This window comes from Bifidobacterium sp. B4079, from assembly GCF_026537385.1.
In the GTDB taxonomy this organism is placed as follows: domain Bacteria; phylum Actinomycetota; class Actinomycetes; order Actinomycetales; family Bifidobacteriaceae; genus Bombiscardovia; species Bombiscardovia asteroides_I.
The window spans coordinates 224,472-239,226 of record NZ_JAFNMH010000003.1; the positions used below are offsets into that span (position 1 = coordinate 224,472).

The 14,755-nt window shown below is 61.0% G+C and carries 13 protein-coding genes and 2 tRNA genes; 9 read left to right on the top strand and 6 right to left on the bottom strand.

The window, feature by feature from the left end; translation table 11 throughout:
• Positions 1–11 precede the first annotated feature (11 nt).
• Complete coding sequence (rplI, locus tag J3T95_RS07580) at positions 12–461, top strand: 50S ribosomal protein L9 (RefSeq protein WP_267451000.1); 450 nt, start codon at positions 12–14, stop codon at positions 459–461.
• Between the two features lie 154 nt (positions 462–615).
• Here rplI and J3T95_RS07585 read toward each other — a convergent pair whose 3' ends face one another.
• The 3 genes from J3T95_RS07585 to J3T95_RS07595 all read right to left on the bottom strand — a co-directional run bounded on the left by J3T95_RS07585 (position 616) and on the right by J3T95_RS07595 (position 2,999).
• Positions 616–963, bottom strand: a complete 348-nt coding sequence (locus J3T95_RS07585; RefSeq protein ID WP_267430748.1) for a phenylpyruvate tautomerase MIF-related protein — start codon at positions 961–963, stop codon at positions 616–618.
• 113 nt (positions 964–1,076) lie between these two features.
• Positions 1,077–1,583: a GtrA family protein gene (locus J3T95_RS07590; RefSeq protein WP_267451001.1), complete on the bottom strand. Its 507-nt coding sequence runs from the start codon at positions 1,581–1,583 to the stop codon at positions 1,077–1,079.
• 78 nt (positions 1,584–1,661) lie between these two features.
• A complete protein-coding gene (locus tag J3T95_RS07595) occupies positions 1,662–2,999 on the bottom strand; it encodes an MFS transporter (protein ID WP_267451002.1) in 1,338 nt (445 codons plus the stop codon).
• Positions 3,000–3,212: 213 nt separating this feature from the next.
• Here J3T95_RS07595 and J3T95_RS07600 point away from each other — a divergent pair, with 213 nt between their 5' ends.
• On the top strand, positions 3,213–3,869 hold the full coding sequence (locus J3T95_RS07600) for a histidine phosphatase family protein (protein ID WP_267451003.1): 657 nt from the start codon (positions 3,213–3,215) through the stop codon (positions 3,867–3,869).
• Between the two features lie 75 nt (positions 3,870–3,944).
• On the top strand, positions 3,945–4,811 hold the full coding sequence (locus J3T95_RS07605; protein WP_267451004.1) for a hypothetical protein: 867 nt from the start codon (positions 3,945–3,947) through the stop codon (positions 4,809–4,811).
• A gap of 51 nt (positions 4,812–4,862) precedes the next feature.
• Here J3T95_RS07605 and J3T95_RS07610 read toward each other — a convergent pair whose 3' ends face one another.
• From J3T95_RS07610 to J3T95_RS07620, 3 genes are all read right to left on the bottom strand, one after another.
• Positions 4,863–5,870: a DUF805 domain-containing protein gene (locus tag J3T95_RS07610; protein WP_267451005.1), complete on the bottom strand. Its 1,008-nt coding sequence runs from the start codon at positions 5,868–5,870 to the stop codon at positions 4,863–4,865.
• A 179-nt stretch (positions 5,871–6,049) separates the two neighbouring features.
• Positions 6,050–6,838 carry an ABC transporter permease gene (locus J3T95_RS07615; protein ID WP_267451006.1) on the bottom strand — a complete coding sequence of 263 codons (789 nt, stop codon included), beginning with the start codon at positions 6,836–6,838 and terminating at the stop codon, positions 6,050–6,052.
• Complete coding sequence (locus J3T95_RS07620) at positions 6,835–7,938, bottom strand: ABC transporter substrate-binding protein (protein ID WP_267451007.1); 1,104 nt, start codon at positions 7,936–7,938, stop codon at positions 6,835–6,837. The genes J3T95_RS07615 and J3T95_RS07620 overlap by 4 nt, the downstream gene beginning before the upstream one ends.
• A 316-nt stretch (positions 7,939–8,254) precedes the next feature.
• Here J3T95_RS07620 and J3T95_RS07625 point away from each other — a divergent pair, with 316 nt between their 5' ends.
• From J3T95_RS07625 to J3T95_RS07650, 6 genes are all read left to right on the top strand, one after another.
• A complete protein-coding gene (locus J3T95_RS07625) occupies positions 8,255–9,259 on the top strand; it encodes a LacI family DNA-binding transcriptional regulator (RefSeq protein ID WP_267451008.1) in 1,005 nt (334 codons plus the stop codon).
• A 350-nt stretch (positions 9,260–9,609) separates the two neighbouring features.
• On the top strand, positions 9,610–12,006 hold the full coding sequence (nrdD, locus tag J3T95_RS07630) for an anaerobic ribonucleoside-triphosphate reductase (protein WP_258561586.1): 2,397 nt from the start codon (positions 9,610–9,612) through the stop codon (positions 12,004–12,006).
• Positions 12,007–12,075: 69 nt separating this feature from the next.
• Complete coding sequence (nrdG, locus tag J3T95_RS07635) at positions 12,076–12,798, top strand: anaerobic ribonucleoside-triphosphate reductase activating protein (protein WP_220236822.1); 723 nt, start codon at positions 12,076–12,078, stop codon at positions 12,796–12,798.
• 56 nt (positions 12,799–12,854) lie between these two features.
• Complete coding sequence (gltX, locus tag J3T95_RS07640; protein ID WP_267451009.1) at positions 12,855–14,381, top strand: glutamate--tRNA ligase; 1,527 nt, start codon at positions 12,855–12,857, stop codon at positions 14,379–14,381.
• Between the two features lie 68 nt (positions 14,382–14,449).
• A tRNA-Glu gene (locus J3T95_RS07645) sits at positions 14,450–14,522 on the top strand.
• A 41-nt stretch (positions 14,523–14,563) separates the two neighbouring features.
• A tRNA-Gln gene (locus tag J3T95_RS07650) sits at positions 14,564–14,635 on the top strand.
• The last annotated feature ends 120 nt before the right edge of the window (positions 14,636–14,755 follow it).

A 14,755-nucleotide genomic window follows, 5' to 3' on the forward strand; every position in this document is an offset into this window, starting at 1 on the left:
AGGTCCGGATTATGGCAAAGGAAACCAAGGTTATTCTGACCGATACCGTAACCGATCTGGGTCACAAAGGCGACGTTGTCGGGGTCAAGCCCGGTTATGCGCGCAACTTCCTTATCCCCCAGGGACTGGCTTTCGCCTGGTCCAAGGGCGCTGCTGCGCAGATCGAGTCCCTGCAGCGGGCCCGTCGAGCCAAGTCCATGGCCACCCGTGAGGATGCCATGGCTGCCAAGGCTGCCATCGATGGGCAGACCGTCGAGATCACAGCCAAGGTGTCCGATTCGGGCAAGCTCTTCGGCGGCATCTCAAGCGATGCCATCGCCCAGGCTCTTCGCCCCTTGGCTGACGTCGATCCCCGCGCTATTTCCGTGGAGACCATCAAGACCACTGGCGAATTCCCGGCAACTGTGGCCCTGCATCCCGAGATCTCGGCTGCTTTTACGGTCAAGGTTGTCGCAGAGTAGCAAATCCTGGGGTCAACGGCCATCTTCAATCCGTTGACCCCGATCATCCCTTAACGATCCTTCGGAATAGGGATCCGGGCTTAAGCAGGAGGCCTTCCCGCAGCAGGTATATGCGCGGGAAGGCCTCCTTATGCCTTGCAGGGGATTGCCTGCTCTAAAAGTTGCCGCCGTTCCAACCCCAGTCGGTAGTGGCCGTGTAGCGAATGTAGGTGCGGTCCTTGGGGATGGACAGCTCAGATTCCAGTGTGTCCATGATGGTCTTGGTCAGGCTTTCCCAGGCGGACTTGGGGACAGCGCTGCCGAAGACGTTGACCTCGACATAGGCTGCGGGCTTGCTGTCATCACCACCGAAGTAGATGGGCATGTCCGACTCGAAGGGGCACATGAGCCAGCCCTCAGACTTACCGGGGACAGCGGTGATGGCCTTGCCGTAGGCGGTCTTGATCCGATTGCGCTGTTCGGCAGTAAGGGGTGTGCTTACGTGAGTGTGGATGACGGGCATGGCGCTTCCTTTCCGGTCCGTCCGGCCATGACCCAATCAAGACGATTCGGCCCGCCTGGCGGATAGCTGACTATACTTTCTTCTCCATAGTAGCCTCGACCAGATTGATGAGCTCAGCGCCAGCCGAAGGGCCGGTGACGCAGGGACCAGGCGCCCAAACGGTGAGCCACTGAACGCGGGTTGACCGGCCTGCCAGGCGCGGGCGCGTCCAGCAGCCACTTGCGGATCAGGAAGTTCCAGATGGCCACCACCACGGTGGCTGTGATCTTCGCGATGTTTGAATAGAGCAGGTAGCGGGCGTGCATGGTGGTGATGGCATCCGGGGGCAGCATGGCAGTGCCTGTCCACAGGATTACTTCGTTGATCCCCAGGCCGATGACCGAGGAGACCAGGAAGACCGTCATTTCCATCCACCGGGCCATGTCTTCCCGATGCTTGAAGACGTAGCGCATGCTGGCCAGGTAGTTGAAGACCAGTGAGATCAGGAAGGAGATGGCTCCGGCCAGGACATTGTTCAGGTGCGGCCCCATGATCAGCAGATTCATGATGCCGATGTCGATCAGGAAGGCGATGATGCCCACGATGCCGAACTTGAGCAGCTGTCCGATTAATCTACGCACGGTAGTCTATTCAATCATTCCTCCTGCGCTGGTGGTGTACCAGGAGCCGCTTGTGCGCAAAAGCCTTACGTTATGGCCTTAGGCAGGCAGCTCGGTCAGAATGGGTTCCTCGGTGCTGTTGCGGATCTGACGGAAGCCTACAAAGGCGATGGCCAGCGAGGCCAGAGCTAGAGTAGTGACCACCCCGAATCCGCCCTGGGACCCGTAACGGTCGATGAACTGCCCGGCCACTGCCGAACCGGCTGAGGACCCGATCGAATTCATGGCACTCAGCCAGGCCATGCCTTCGGTGAAGCGGATGGGCGGCACCAGGTGGAGCATGAGCTGGTTGCCGTTGATCCAGGTGGGTGCCTGGCAGACGCCGATGATCAGATAGATGACCATGATGGTCCACAGATTCCTGGCAAACATGAAGGTTCCGATACCCAGGTTGACCACCAGCAGGCAGAAGTAGAAACGCTTCCAGAGTGGAATAGTCCAGTTCTTGGCCCCGTAAAGCAGGGCGCCGACCAGGGAGCTGAAGGAGAAGCAGGCGAAAACGAACCCGGTCATCTGCTTCATCCCTTGCTCTGTGGCGAAGGCGATGATGGAGATGGACGCTGCGCTCTGAAAAGCTCCCAGACCGAACCAAGTGGCGCAGACGGCGATCATGCCAGCGCTCCAGAAGGCGCCGCTGCGGCTGTTTCCGCCCTCATGGGCCCGCAGACTAGCCACCTGCTGAGCTTGCCGTTCTCTGTACTTTTTGCGGGTGATGCCTTGGGCGCGGGCCATGTCCGTCTGTGAGGGCGGCTCGGTTTCTCGGCAGGAGAGGAACATAAAGGCTCCCACCAGCACGCAGATCCCAGTGAAGGAGAAGGCCAACACGCCTGAAATGACCGCCAGGATGGAAGCCAATGGGTTGCCGATCACCCACATGGCCTCGTCGAATACCCCTGACAGGGACAGGGCCTGGTTGGTGGCTCGATGGTCGCCACGAAGCAGATGCGTCCACCGGCTGCGACTCATGGCTCCCCAGGGCGGAATGGCCGCCATGAAGGGGGTGACCAGGTAGAGCACCCAGGTGGGAGCATGGGCGGTGATGGCTGTGATCAGGACTGTGGCGGCCACGATCCAGACCAGAACCGTGGGGATGGAAACCTGTCGCTGGCCGAACTTGTCGACCATCTTGCCCAGCATTGGGCTGACTAGGGCCAGGGCCACGGCCTGGATGGCGGTCAGGGCGCCGGCCAGGGCATAACTGCCGTAGTAGTGCTGCACCGAGATGGTGATGGTCATGCCCACCATGGGGAAGGGCATGGAGGCAATGACCGACCCCACTGCGAACTGTGCCGTGTGAGGCAGTTGCAGGAGCGCCGAGTATCCTCCGAAGACCCTGCGGCCGGCTTCGACCAGAGCTGCCTTCAATTGCCGTGGCATGGGCTGTTCGTCTCGCTTTCCTAGGGTGTTTGCACGGTCCCGAAGCATGTTTTCCTCAGGACCTTCCCCACGTATGAAGGGATGTGAGGCTGCTGGGGGGACTGCTACAGTGGTAACCATATCGGCACCTGACGGGTGCCATTGGGATACTGATAATTCTACCCTCCGTCATGGCCACTGATGAGGCTCGCCGGGGAGTTTGGGAGGTGGGTCGTGCCTGCGACGACCATTCATTTCGTCCGTCATGGCCAGGTTGATAATCCCGATCATATTCTCTATGAGCGATTGCCGGGATTCCACTTGTCGGACAGAGGCAGAGCCATGGTCGAGGCGACGGCCCGCTTTATGGCCGAGGCTCCCGGCATGCGCGATCTGGAAGCCGTCTACTCCTCTCCGCTGGACAGGACCAGGGAGACCGCGGCCATCCTGCTTGAGCAGATCAACCCCGCCCGTGCCCAGCACGGCTTGAAACCGTTGGAACCTAAATACGATCGTCGTCTGATCGAGGCCGGCAACGAATTCCGCGGCAAGCGCATCGGTCACGGGCAGGGGGCCCTCTGGCGGCCCTCCAACCTGAGGCTGATTCTGGATCTACGCCGTCCCAGCTGGGGGGAGTCCTATCGGCAGATCGCCCGGCGAGTGGGGAATTTTGTCCGGCAGGTGGTCCGCAGCCATCCTGATGCACAGGTTCTGGCTGTTTCACATGAGTCGCCCATCTGGTCGTATCGCCACCTCTTGGAGACCGGCCATCCCGAGCACAATATGCTCCTCCGGGCTACTGCCCTGGCCTCGGTGACCTCTATCACCCTTGACTGCGCTACCGGCAAAGTGCTGGGAATCGCCTATGCAAACCCGGCGGCAGGCGTGTGAAGACCGCTTGAGCGGCCTAGGATGGCAGGGGATACTGTCGTGGAAGATTGTCCGAGAACCCGATGAAGGAGCGTGATGATCATGGTGGATGTGCAATCGAGCGCGGAGTCGATAAGCGGACGGCCCGCCGTGGCTGAGGCAGCTGAACAGGGGGCCAGGCTGGTGGACCTTTGGCCCTTGACAAAGGCCGAGCATCTGGCCAACGACGCCAAGTATGCGGAGGACCTGCAGGTGCGCATCAGCATGGTGCTGGCACAGCTGATGACGGGTGAGGATGTGACTATCCCTGACGCTGAATACGTCTATGAGGGCGCTGAGGACATCCCCGGACGTCCTCAGGAGCTGGTGGATGCCCTCATGGCGGCCAATGACGCCATCGAGGCGGCTGCACAGGCGCAGGGCGACCAGTCCAAGGCGCTTGCGGATTTGGCTGACACTTTGGGCAGCGGCTGGGACCAGGCCCGGCAGCAGGATGTGGCTGCCGGAGTGGCCAAGGCCGAGCAGTCCCTGCAGGATCAGAACAAATCTTCCGAATCTTCTCAGGACAAGGAGGAAGTGGCCCAGGCCCTTGCTGCGAGTCTGGAGATCTGCCGTGATCTGCTTCAGCGTGCAGGTGCTGACCCTGGCCATGCTGCGGCCGCCGCGCCAATCCTGGTCTATGTCAATGAGCTCAACGAGCGACTGGGCATTCCCCGGGCTTTCCTGTCTGGCGAGGATGTCGTCCACGCCCTGGGATTGCTGAATGATCCCGAGGCTTTCGCCGATCTGCTGGCCCCTCTGGTGGGCGCTGAGTGGGACCGCCATCGTCAGGAGGTGCTCTGGGACCCCGAGGAGGCCAAGCGCAAGGCCAAGGAGGATGATGAGCGCAAGAGTCGAGAGGCTCTGCAGGCCAAGTTCGCCCATGTGCCCGAGGACCTCAACAAGCCTCCTGTGGAGCTTTAATAATTTCTGCCCTTCTCCTTGGCGTGGGTCAAGGCGGAGGGCAGAGAAGATTCAGCGGTCGAAGCGGGCTCCTCGTGGATCGCTAGGCCGGGCCAGTAGAACGATCCCGGCGACGGCTCCGGCGATCATGATCAATGCGCCCAAGCCAAGCAGGGAGAGCGAGGATCCCGGGTGCCCGTCTATAATAGCTATGATGGCGAAGACCAGAGGGATGCCGCCCACCAGCTCGCTTACGAAGGGCAAAAGTATCCAGAGACCGGACATGTTGGTGTCGTGAAGTCGCCGTACGCCCACAGCCAGATTCGGTATGAAAAATCCAAGGGTAACCAGGAGGGACAGGATCCGTCCCACAAAGAAGAATTCTGAGGTGATGAGCGAGAGCGCAAAGTCGATGAGGAAGACCATGAGAACAGGCCACCAATATTCCCCACGGGAGGCCCTTCCGGAGAAGACCGCGTATTTGACGAAGAAACGCTTGCAGGCGCTTACGAAGTCAATGCCGTACCAGGGCGCGTTCAGTGGCGGCTCGCCATTGAATCCGGCATCCGCATAGGGATAGGCCGGATACTGTGGAATCTGAGGCCCGGGCTGTTGGCCTGCTTGATACCCCGATTGGTAGCCTGCCTGCGACCAACCCTCGGGTGTCTGATAAGGGTTGCCCGATGCATAGCCTGACGGCGGGGTTGTGCCATTGGCCTGGCCATTGGCCTGGTCGGGATTCGGAACTTGGCCATAGGGCGCCTGCTGTTGTCCATAGTACTGCTGGCCATAGGGCTGTTGTTGGTTGTAGCCCGGCTGCTGACGATATGGCTGCTCTTGGTAGGCCTGTTCCTGGCGGTGGTCGTCGGCAGGTCTTTGGACTTCGCTGATCGGATGGTAGATGTCGCTCTGATCCGAAGCTGGCTGTGCATAGCCGGATTGTCCTGGTTGAGGCTGATTCAGGTAAGCCGTGGGTCCTGAGGCGGTTTCGTCTGCCTGATCGTTCTGGGACCAGCCGTTGGCCGAACCCTGGTCATTGGGGCTCTGGCCCCCGTTGTTCGTATCATCTGGATAGCTCATCGATATTGTCCCTCTCATCTTCTGTTGATTATTCCGGATCTGATTCTTCTGTATGTTCCTATTATGGCAGGCCATTTCTTCTGCTTGCCAGTCATGGGTAGTGCAGGGGATGAAGGATTCGTCGTATTCCCTCGGGCTGGTTTGTCGGATCCGGTATGTGATTGCTGTTGCAGGGCGGTTCACTCGTCGTCCGGATTGACCATATGATCGTCGCTGGCATCGCCCAGAAGCAGCCGTTCGGTCAGGGTGATCAGGCCCAGCAGGAGGGCGGTCAGCAGGATGATGACCAGGGTGGCCGAGAAGATCAGTGGAGTTCTAAAGGAGTTGAAGGCCGATTGCAGCCATATGCCCAGGCCGTTTCTGGCGCCCAGATACTCCGAGGTGGCCGCGGTGGCGAAAACATAGGCGGCGCTGATGCGCAGACCGCCGAAGATCTGTCCTGCGGCCACTCTCAATTTGACATGCAAGAGGGTCCATATTCGAGTTGCCCCGCAGTTCAGCGCCACGTCCTGGTAGAAGCGGGGTACGGACTTGAGGCCCCGGTAGGTCTGGACCACGATGGGAAAGAGGGCGAAGACGGCTACGATGACTATCTTGCCCAGGGGCTCGAATCCGAACCAGATCACGAACAGGGGGGCGACGGTGATCAGCGGGATCATCTGGGCGCCGGCGATCAGGGGGTAGAGGGCGTCGTGCAGAGTTCGCCAGCGGTAGAGTGCCAGGCCGATCACTATTCCCAGGACCGAGGCCAGGAGGAAGCCCAGCAGGCCTTCAAGGAGGGTGATAGCGGTGGCGGGCAGCAGGTCCTCCCGGGATTGCACTGTGGCAGCCAGGACCCGGCTGGGCGCTGGCAGAACCTGTTCACTGACTCCGCCCAGCCGGGCAGCCAGCTCCCAGATGATCAGGAGCGCCAGCAGGGTGAGGGTCGGAGGCAACGCCCGGGCTCTGCCCTGCTTCCGCACCCTCATCGGCCAGCTGCTTCCCGGACGTAGCGATCGGTCCACAGGTCCGTGGCCCGAGGGGCCTTGTTGGGGTCGCCCTTCTTGGCATCCCGGTAGGTGCCCGCCTTGAATTGGAAGTCCAGATAGTCCTGGGCATCCTTGACGTTGATCAGCCCGCTGATGCTCTTTTGCTCCGGGCTGTCGACCCAGTACCCTTCCTTGACGATGCTCTCCATGGAGCGCTTGGCCAGGGTCGGGTCGATGGCCGATCCCTTGGTCTCCCTGACCAGGATGTCCGCCGCCTGGTCGGGATGGCTCAGGGCGTAGTCGTAGCCCTTCAGGCAGGCCTTGACGAATGCCGTCAAGGCGCGACGGTGGCCAGCCTGCCGCAGCCAGGAATTTTTGACCACGAAGCCCAGTTGGTCGGGGTTGCCGGGCACTCCCCAGTCGGCCTGGGTGAAGCAGTGAAGGGCTGGGCCCTTGAGCTCGCTCTGCACGCCTTCCCAATTGGCGTAGAAGCCGGCGAAGTCGCCCTTGCCGCTGGTCAGTGTGGCGAAGGTGTTGGTGCCGCTGGTCACCCGCTTGAAGTCGCCCTTGCCTCCTGCGTAGCGGATCATCTGCTTGACTACGGCCGTCTGTTCAGCCGAGCCGAAGCTGACGAGAGTTTTGCCGTCGAAGTCCTTGGGGGTCTGGATGTCGGTGCGCGAGGCCAGCGAGCACCAGCGCGCCACGGAATGCTGGCCTATGTTGAAGACCTGCCGCAGGTCGGCTCCCTGGGAGTTGAAGGTGGCCAGGTTGCTCAGCTTGGAGAAGCCTACGTCGGCGACCCCGTTCTGAACGGAGGTCTCGGCTCCTGCCTGGGCCGTCGGCAGGATGGTCAGCTTCAGGCCGGCCTTGTCGAAGTAGCCTAGGTGCCGGGCCACGTAGATGCCTACATGATTGGTGTTGGGCGTCCAGTCCAGCATGAAGGAGAGCCTGGAGCCGTCATCGGCCTTGTTCTCTGCCCCCTTGGCGCCGCAGGCTGCGCTCGTAGCTGCCATGCAGAGCGCAGCTGCCAGGGCGAGCGCCCGCATGATCAGTTTGTGGCCGGGAATTCTCCTGGAGCCTCTGTTCCCCGACATGCTCATCACTGTCACCTTGCCTCTCCGGCACTCCTGGTGCCCATCCGCATCGGGGCCGCTACGGGAAGGTGAGGAGCCCGCGCGACGATCCGGTACGGTCTTGACCGATGGAATTCTGCGATGTGTGTCACGGCTGCTGCCACCAGCCGCGCGAACAAGACCACTCTAGTCCAACCCAGCCGATCCTGCCTTGCCGTGATGAAAGGTTGCATCATTTGCCCGTATACTGGAGGCTCACGAGAGATCCGCGCGGGCCGGCTGCTGTCGGTCTCGTCAGGAGCAAGACAACCGATTTCGGTAGGGTTCGACGGAGAGGGTTCCCATGTCGGTGACCATCAGTGATGTGGCCAAGCAAGCGGGCATGTCCGTATCCACGGTCTCCCAGGCGCTCAATAACAAGGGGCGCATCTCCCCGCCTACCAAGGACAGGGTTCGCAGGGCGGCCATGGAGCTGGGCTACATCCCTGACAGCCGAGCCCGTTCCATGCGATCCTCGCGCTCGCATGCCGTAGGTCTGCTGGTCCCCGACATTCGCAACCCTTATTTCTCTGAGCTGGTCTACGCCGTCCAGGACCAGCTCTACTCGGCAGGCTACGCGCCCCTGATCGGCGTGTCCTCTTGCCAAGCCAGCAGGCAGGAGGACTATTACCGCATCCTTCTGTCTCGGCATATGGATGGTGTTCTGGTCGTGCCTGACGGACCCACCTCGCCCATGCTTCGCACCATGTTGGCAAGGGAATTTCCTGTGGTCTTCGTAGACCGTCCCGACCGGACCCTGCCCGGTGTTCCTCTGGTGGATTCTGACCCGGTGCCTGGCCTGGAGGCAGCCTTGGAGGCGCTAGTAGCAAGGGGCTGCAGACGAGTGGCTTTCGTCCCGGGCCCAGAGAGCCGCTCCTATACCTTCCGCGAGCGCGAGCAGGCTTTTCTGGCCGGTGTGGATGCCTGTCAGGGGCTGACGGGATTGGTGGTCCGCCAAGGTTTCGAGGATCGCCCCCGGGCGGCTGCGACCATGCGCCACCTGCTTGGTCAGGGGGTGGACGCCGTTATCTTCGGCTACTCTGCCGATGCCATCAAGGCCGTTGCTATGGAGTGGGACGGCGACCAGCGCTCGCGAGTGCCCTTGGTCTCTTTCGACGACCTGGAGGTCTTCCAACTGATCAGTCCTCAGGTGTCGGTCATCTCCCAGCAGGTGGACCGCATGGGTCGCCAGGGGGTTGACATGCTCCTGTCCATGATCGAGCCGGGTCGGCAGTCCCCGGAGGGCATGAGCGTGGATCGCCGCCTGCGCACCCAGACCCTCTTTGTGCCGCGGGGTCTGTTGACTTAGGCCTGTTCCTGCTTGGTGCAGGGGTCGGGGCTGGGCAAAATGTGTGCGTGTCGAGCGGCTGCGTCGTCCCTGTAGATGATCCCCCGATGGCTCTTCGGCCATTTGCAGCCCTTGTCCAGACCCCGCTGTTGGTGACTTAGTCCACCAAACACGGGAACAACTAAATGTAGGAAACGAATCATCATCAAACACTACATATGGTGGTCACGACGTGATAGAGTAAGTCCTGTCAGCAAAAATGACATACATGTGATTCGCTGTTCCCGGTATGGAATTCGGGAACGCCAAAGCAAGCGCACATGAGTAACCGTATGACAACCGTATGAGGAGTGACGATGGATACTGAGGTCATGACCGATAGCGTGAAGGAGCGTGGCATTTCGGATCGCGATGCTGTTGACGGCATTCTGGTCGAGAAGCGCGACGGCCGGATCGTCGATTTTGATCCTGTCAACATCATGAACGCCATCGAAGCTGCTTTCAAGGATGTCAAGCACGAGGTCAGTCCTGAGGATCGCCAGCAGATCCGGGGTATGGCCCTGACCGTCCAGTCCGAGATCACTGATCGCTACACCAACCCAGTCAAGATCGAGGACATCCAGACCCTGGTCGAGCATGCCCTGGTCAATGCCCATCTTTATGAGATTGCTCGCTCCTATACCTCCTACCGTCTTGACCGTGACATTCAGCGGGCCAAGGCCACTGATGTCAATGAGGCCGTTCATCGTCTGACCAGCAAGGACGAGACTCTGGTGCGCGAGAACGCCAACAAGGACGCCAACGTCTACGCCACCCAGCGCGACCTGCTGGCCGGCGCGGTATCCAAGGCCTCGGCCTTCGCCATGCTGCCCAAGGATGTCTCCAACGCCCACATGAAGGGCGACATCCACTTCCACGACGCGGACTACTCGCCCTTTACTGCTGAGACCAACTGCTCCCTGCCTGACTTCGGTGACATGCTGGCCCATGGTTTCGAGCTGGGCAACGCCATGATGGACTCGCCCAAGTCCATCGGCACCGCTGCTACGCAGATCACCCAGATCATCAAGGACATTGCCGGCTCCCAGTACGGCGGTCAGACCGTCAACCGTTGTGACGAGATGCTGGACAGGTATGCGCGTCTGGACTACAAGAAGAATTATTCCATGGCTGAGGCTGTTCTGCCGGACGAGGAGCCTATCGACGTGGCCAAGGATGTCGTCCGCGGCCTCAAGGCCCGGGAAGCTGACTGGCTCCACTTGGACGATCGTGCTCCCATTGGCGAGGACGCCCCCTTCGATCTGGACGCTCCGCAGATTGTTCGGCTGCGTCAGGTCTATGCCAAGATCTTGACTCGCAAGAACATCTACGATGCCATGCAGACCATGGAGTACCAGATCAACTCCAACCGTGTCTCCAATGGTCAGACCCCCTTCGTCACTGTGGGCTTCGGCCTGGGCACCTCCTGGTTCGCCAGGGAGATTCAGCGGGCCATCTTCCTGATTCGCATCCGCGGACTGGGCAAGGACCGCCACACCGCCATCTTCCCCAAGCTGGTCTTCACCATCAAGCATGGGCTGAACGCGGACGAGGGCGATCCCAACTACGACATGAAGCAGCTGGCTCTGGAGTGCTCGACCAAGCGCATGTACCCTGACGTGGTCTTCTACGAGAATTTGGTCAAGATCACCGGCTCCTTCAAGGCCCCCATGGGCTGCCGCTCCTTCCTGCAGGCCTGGACCAATCCCGAGACGGGCGAGGACGAAGAGGACGGTCGCATGAACCTTGGTGTCGTGACCGTCAACATCCCCCGCATCGCTCTGGAGTCCCGCGGCGACAAGGACCGCTTCTGGAAGATCTTTGACCAGCGTATGGAGGTGGCCCACCATGCTCTGCAGTTCCGCATCATGCGCTGCAAGCAGGCCACGCCCATCAACGCCCCCACCCTCTACCAGTACGGCGCCTTCGGCAGGCTGAAGCCCACCGACAGCGTAGACACCCTCTTCCGCAACAGCCGCTCCACTGTTTCCTTGGGCTACATCGGACTCTATGAGGCCACCAGCGTCTTCTACGGCAAGGACTGGATGAAGGACCACTCCTGGGATCCGGATGGCAAGGAGTTCGCCCTAAGCATTGTGCGCCGGATGAACCAGCTCTGCAAGCAGTGGGAGAAGGCTGAGGGGTACCACTATTCGGTCTACTCCACTCCGGCCGAGTCGCTGACTGACCGCTTCGCACGGATGGACAAGGAGAAGTTCGGCGTAGTCGACGGCGTCACCGACCACGACTTCTACACCAACAGCTTCCACTACCCGGTCTGGCTGCGGCCCACGCCCATGGAGAAGCTCAGCTACGAGCGGGACTTCCCTTACCTGGCCTCGGGCGGGTTCATCAACTACTGCGAGTTCCCATCCATGCAGCAGAACCCCAAGGCCCTGGAGGCGGTCTGGGACTACGCCTACGACATCGGCATCGGCTACCTGGGCACCAACACCCCCATCGACCACTGCTTCGTCTGCGGCTACGAGGGCGACTTCGAGCCCACTGAGGAGGGCTTCAAATGCCCCGAATGCGGCAATGACGACCCCGATAAGTGCAACGTGACCAAGCGCACCTGCGGCTACCTGGGCAACCCAGTCCAGCGGCCCATGGTCCACGGCAGGCACGAGGAGATCGCCCACCGCGTCAAGCACATGGAGGGCGAGACCGGCCACGTGGTCCTCAAGGACGGATCCACCAAGGAGTGGTTCGACGACAAGGCCGAATAGGCTCTGAAGAGGCGCAGTACATGGCGGGCCGGGTAGTTTGCGACCCGCCATTGTCATGAGGAGGACCAGATGATGGACAAACAGGGAGCCATGAGAAAGACAGGCGGCCACCGTGACTTCGCTGCTGATGAGCAGGGGCGCGGTCCAGGGATCCCCTCTGAGCTGACCAACAATCCCAGGGCCGGCCAGTGGGACGGCCGTCGGCTTAGTCGAGGAATCGTGGCGGACTACAAGCGTCTGGTCATGACCGACGGCGAGGGGATCCGCTGCTCCCTCTACGTCAGCGGCTGCCCTTTCCGTTGCCAGGGGTGCTACAACGCTTCCATCTGGGACTTCGGCGCCGGGCACCCCTATACCCAGCAGCTTGAGGACCGCATTGTCAAGGACCTGTCGCTGTCCTATGTGCAGGGCATCACCTACCTGGGCGGGGAGCCCCTGCTCAACACCCCCATGCTGCTCGGCCTTTCGGAGCGGATCCGGCGCGAGTTCGGCCATGAGAAGGATATCTGGTGCTGGACAGGCTATACATGGGAGGAGCTGAACCGGCCGGGGGAGACCCCGGACAAGGCCCAGCTGATCTCCTACCTTGACGTGCTGGTGGACGGACGCTACTTGGAGAATCGGAAGAACAGCCTGCTCCAGTTCCGAGGCTCGGACAACCAGCGGATCATCGATGTGCCGCGTTCCTTGGAGCAGGGCCAGGTGGTCATCTGGCCCAAGCTGCATGACCAGACCAGGTTTATTCCGGAGACCTACAGCAAGGACAGGCAGCAAGAGCAGCAGCGGGGCTGATACCGGCTCCTGCTCTGAGTTGGTCTACGTCGCCTTGCCGGGGCACAATGGGTGTCATGACTGATGAGCATGATCACGACGCCAAACCCGACCTGCCCAAGGATCTGAGGGTCCGCTTCTGCCCCTCGCCGACCGGCACCCCGCATGTGGGCATGGTTCGAACCGCACTCTTCAACTGGGCCCAGGCCCGGCACTCGCACGGTACCTTCGTCTTCCGCATCGAGGACACCGATGCCCAGCGCGACAGCGAGGAGAGCTACCAGCAGATTCTGGAGGCCCTCAAGTGGCTGGGGCTGGACTGGGACGAGGGTGTGGAGGTCGGCGGCCCGGATGGCCCCTACCGGCAGTCCGAGCGTGGCGATATTTACCGCGATGTAGCCCGGCAGCTGCTGGATGCCGGCTACGCCTACGAGTCCTATTCCACTGCCGAGGAGATCAAGGAGCGTAACCTGGCCGCTGGTCGACCGGCGGCTTTCGGCTACGACGGCTATGACCGCGACCTGAGCAATGAGCAGCGTCAGGCCTTCCGCGACCAGGGTCGGCGGCCCGCCCTGCGCATCCGCATGCCTGACGAGGACATCGCCTTTGACGACCTGATTCGCGGGCATATCGAGTTCAAGGCCGGGTCCGTGCCCGACTATGTGATTGTGCGCCCCAACGGCGATCCGCTTTATACTCTGACCAATCCGGTGGATGATGCCCTGATGCGCATCAATGTGGTCCTGCGCGGCGAGGACCTGCTCAGTTCCACCCCCCGGCAGATCGTCCTCTACCGTTACTTGATGAAGCTGGGCATAGCCCGGGCCATGCCTCTCTTCGGGCACCTGCCCTATGTCATGGGCCAGGGCAAGAAGAAGCTGTCTAAGCGCGACCCTGAGTCCAACCTCTTTCTGCACCGGGAGCACGGCTTCATTCCGGAAGGTCTGCTCAACTATCTGGCCCTGCTGGGCTGGTCAATTGGCCCCGACCGGGATGTCTTCTCCATGGATGAGATGGTTGAGCACTTTGACATCCGAGATGTCAAGGCCAATCCGGCCCACTTCGACATCGACAAGGCAGTAGCTATCAACGCCGAGCACATCCGCATGCTGGAGCCACAGGACTTCCTGAACCGGTCCTTGCCCTACCTCAGGCGCGACAGGCTGGTGAGTGCTGAGCGCTGGCAGGACCTGAGCGATCGTGAGCAGCGGATCCTGACCGCTGCCGCCCCCCTGGTCCAGCCTCGCGTACGTCTGCTGGGCGAGGTCTCCGGCATGGTAGGCAGTCTGCTCAGCAAGGAGGATTACCTGGAGCCCCAGCCGGATGCCCGTAAACAGCTCAAGGACTCCGCTGGACAAGTCTTGGACCTGGCCATTGACGCTCTGGATGATGTATCCGACCAGGACTGGAAAACCGATCACCTGCACGACCTGCTCACTCAGGCGCTGGTGGATGAGGGCGGCTATAAGCCCCGACTGGCCTTCGGGCCGGTCAGGGTGGCGGTCTCGGGAAGGCGGGTCTCGCCACCCCTGTTTGAGTCCCTGGAGATCTTGGGCAAGAGCACAACACTCCGGAGGATGGCCAACTTGCGCCAAAACCTCTGAGCGGGTATATTTCTTTTTTGTTGTGCTACTGACCTGCTGAACCGGGTTCGTACGCGGCGAAAAGTGAAGCCCCCGTCGTCTAGCGGTCTAGGACTACGCCCTCTCACGGCGCCAACACCGGTCCAAATCCGGTCGGGGGTACGACATGTGGCAATCGTCCAAGCGGTTGTCGCACAGCCAATTGGGGTATGGTGTAATTGGCAACACAGGTGATTCTGGTTCATCCATTCTTGGTTCGAGTCCAGGTACCCCAGCAGTAGGGATTCAGAGTCCCCAAGAGCGGAGCATCGAAATGATGTTCCGCTCTTCTTGTATGCGTATTGCTGCGTTTCTCAGAAATGCTTCCGGTTTCCAAAGAGGCGGCCGGTCGTGTC

Coding starts and splice junctions, on each gene's coding strand:
- rplI (WP_267451000.1), top strand. CDS start 12: ATGGCAAAGGAAACCAAGGTTATTCTGACCGATACCGTAACCGATCTG.
- J3T95_RS07585 (WP_267430748.1), bottom strand. CDS start 963: ATGCCCGTCATCCACACTCACGTAAGCACACCCCTTACTGCCGAACAG.
- J3T95_RS07595 (WP_267451002.1), bottom strand. CDS start 2,999: ATGCCACGGCAATTGAAGGCAGCTCTGGTCGAAGCCGGCCGCAGGGTC.
- J3T95_RS07605 (WP_267451004.1), top strand. CDS start 3,945: ATGATCATGGTGGATGTGCAATCGAGCGCGGAGTCGATAAGCGGACGG.
- J3T95_RS07610 (WP_267451005.1), bottom strand. CDS start 5,870: ATGAGCTATCCAGATGATACGAACAACGGGGGCCAGAGCCCCAATGAC.
- J3T95_RS07615 (WP_267451006.1), bottom strand. CDS start 6,838: ATGAGGGTGCGGAAGCAGGGCAGAGCCCGGGCGTTGCCTCCGACCCTC.
- J3T95_RS07620 (WP_267451007.1), bottom strand. CDS start 7,938: ATGAGCATGTCGGGGAACAGAGGCTCCAGGAGAATTCCCGGCCACAAA.
- J3T95_RS07625 (WP_267451008.1), top strand. CDS start 8,255: ATGTCGGTGACCATCAGTGATGTGGCCAAGCAAGCGGGCATGTCCGTA.
- nrdD (WP_258561586.1), top strand. CDS start 9,610: ATGACCGATAGCGTGAAGGAGCGTGGCATTTCGGATCGCGATGCTGTT.
- nrdG (WP_220236822.1), top strand. CDS start 12,076: ATGATGGACAAACAGGGAGCCATGAGAAAGACAGGCGGCCACCGTGAC.
- gltX (WP_267451009.1), top strand. CDS start 12,855: ATGACTGATGAGCATGATCACGACGCCAAACCCGACCTGCCCAAGGAT.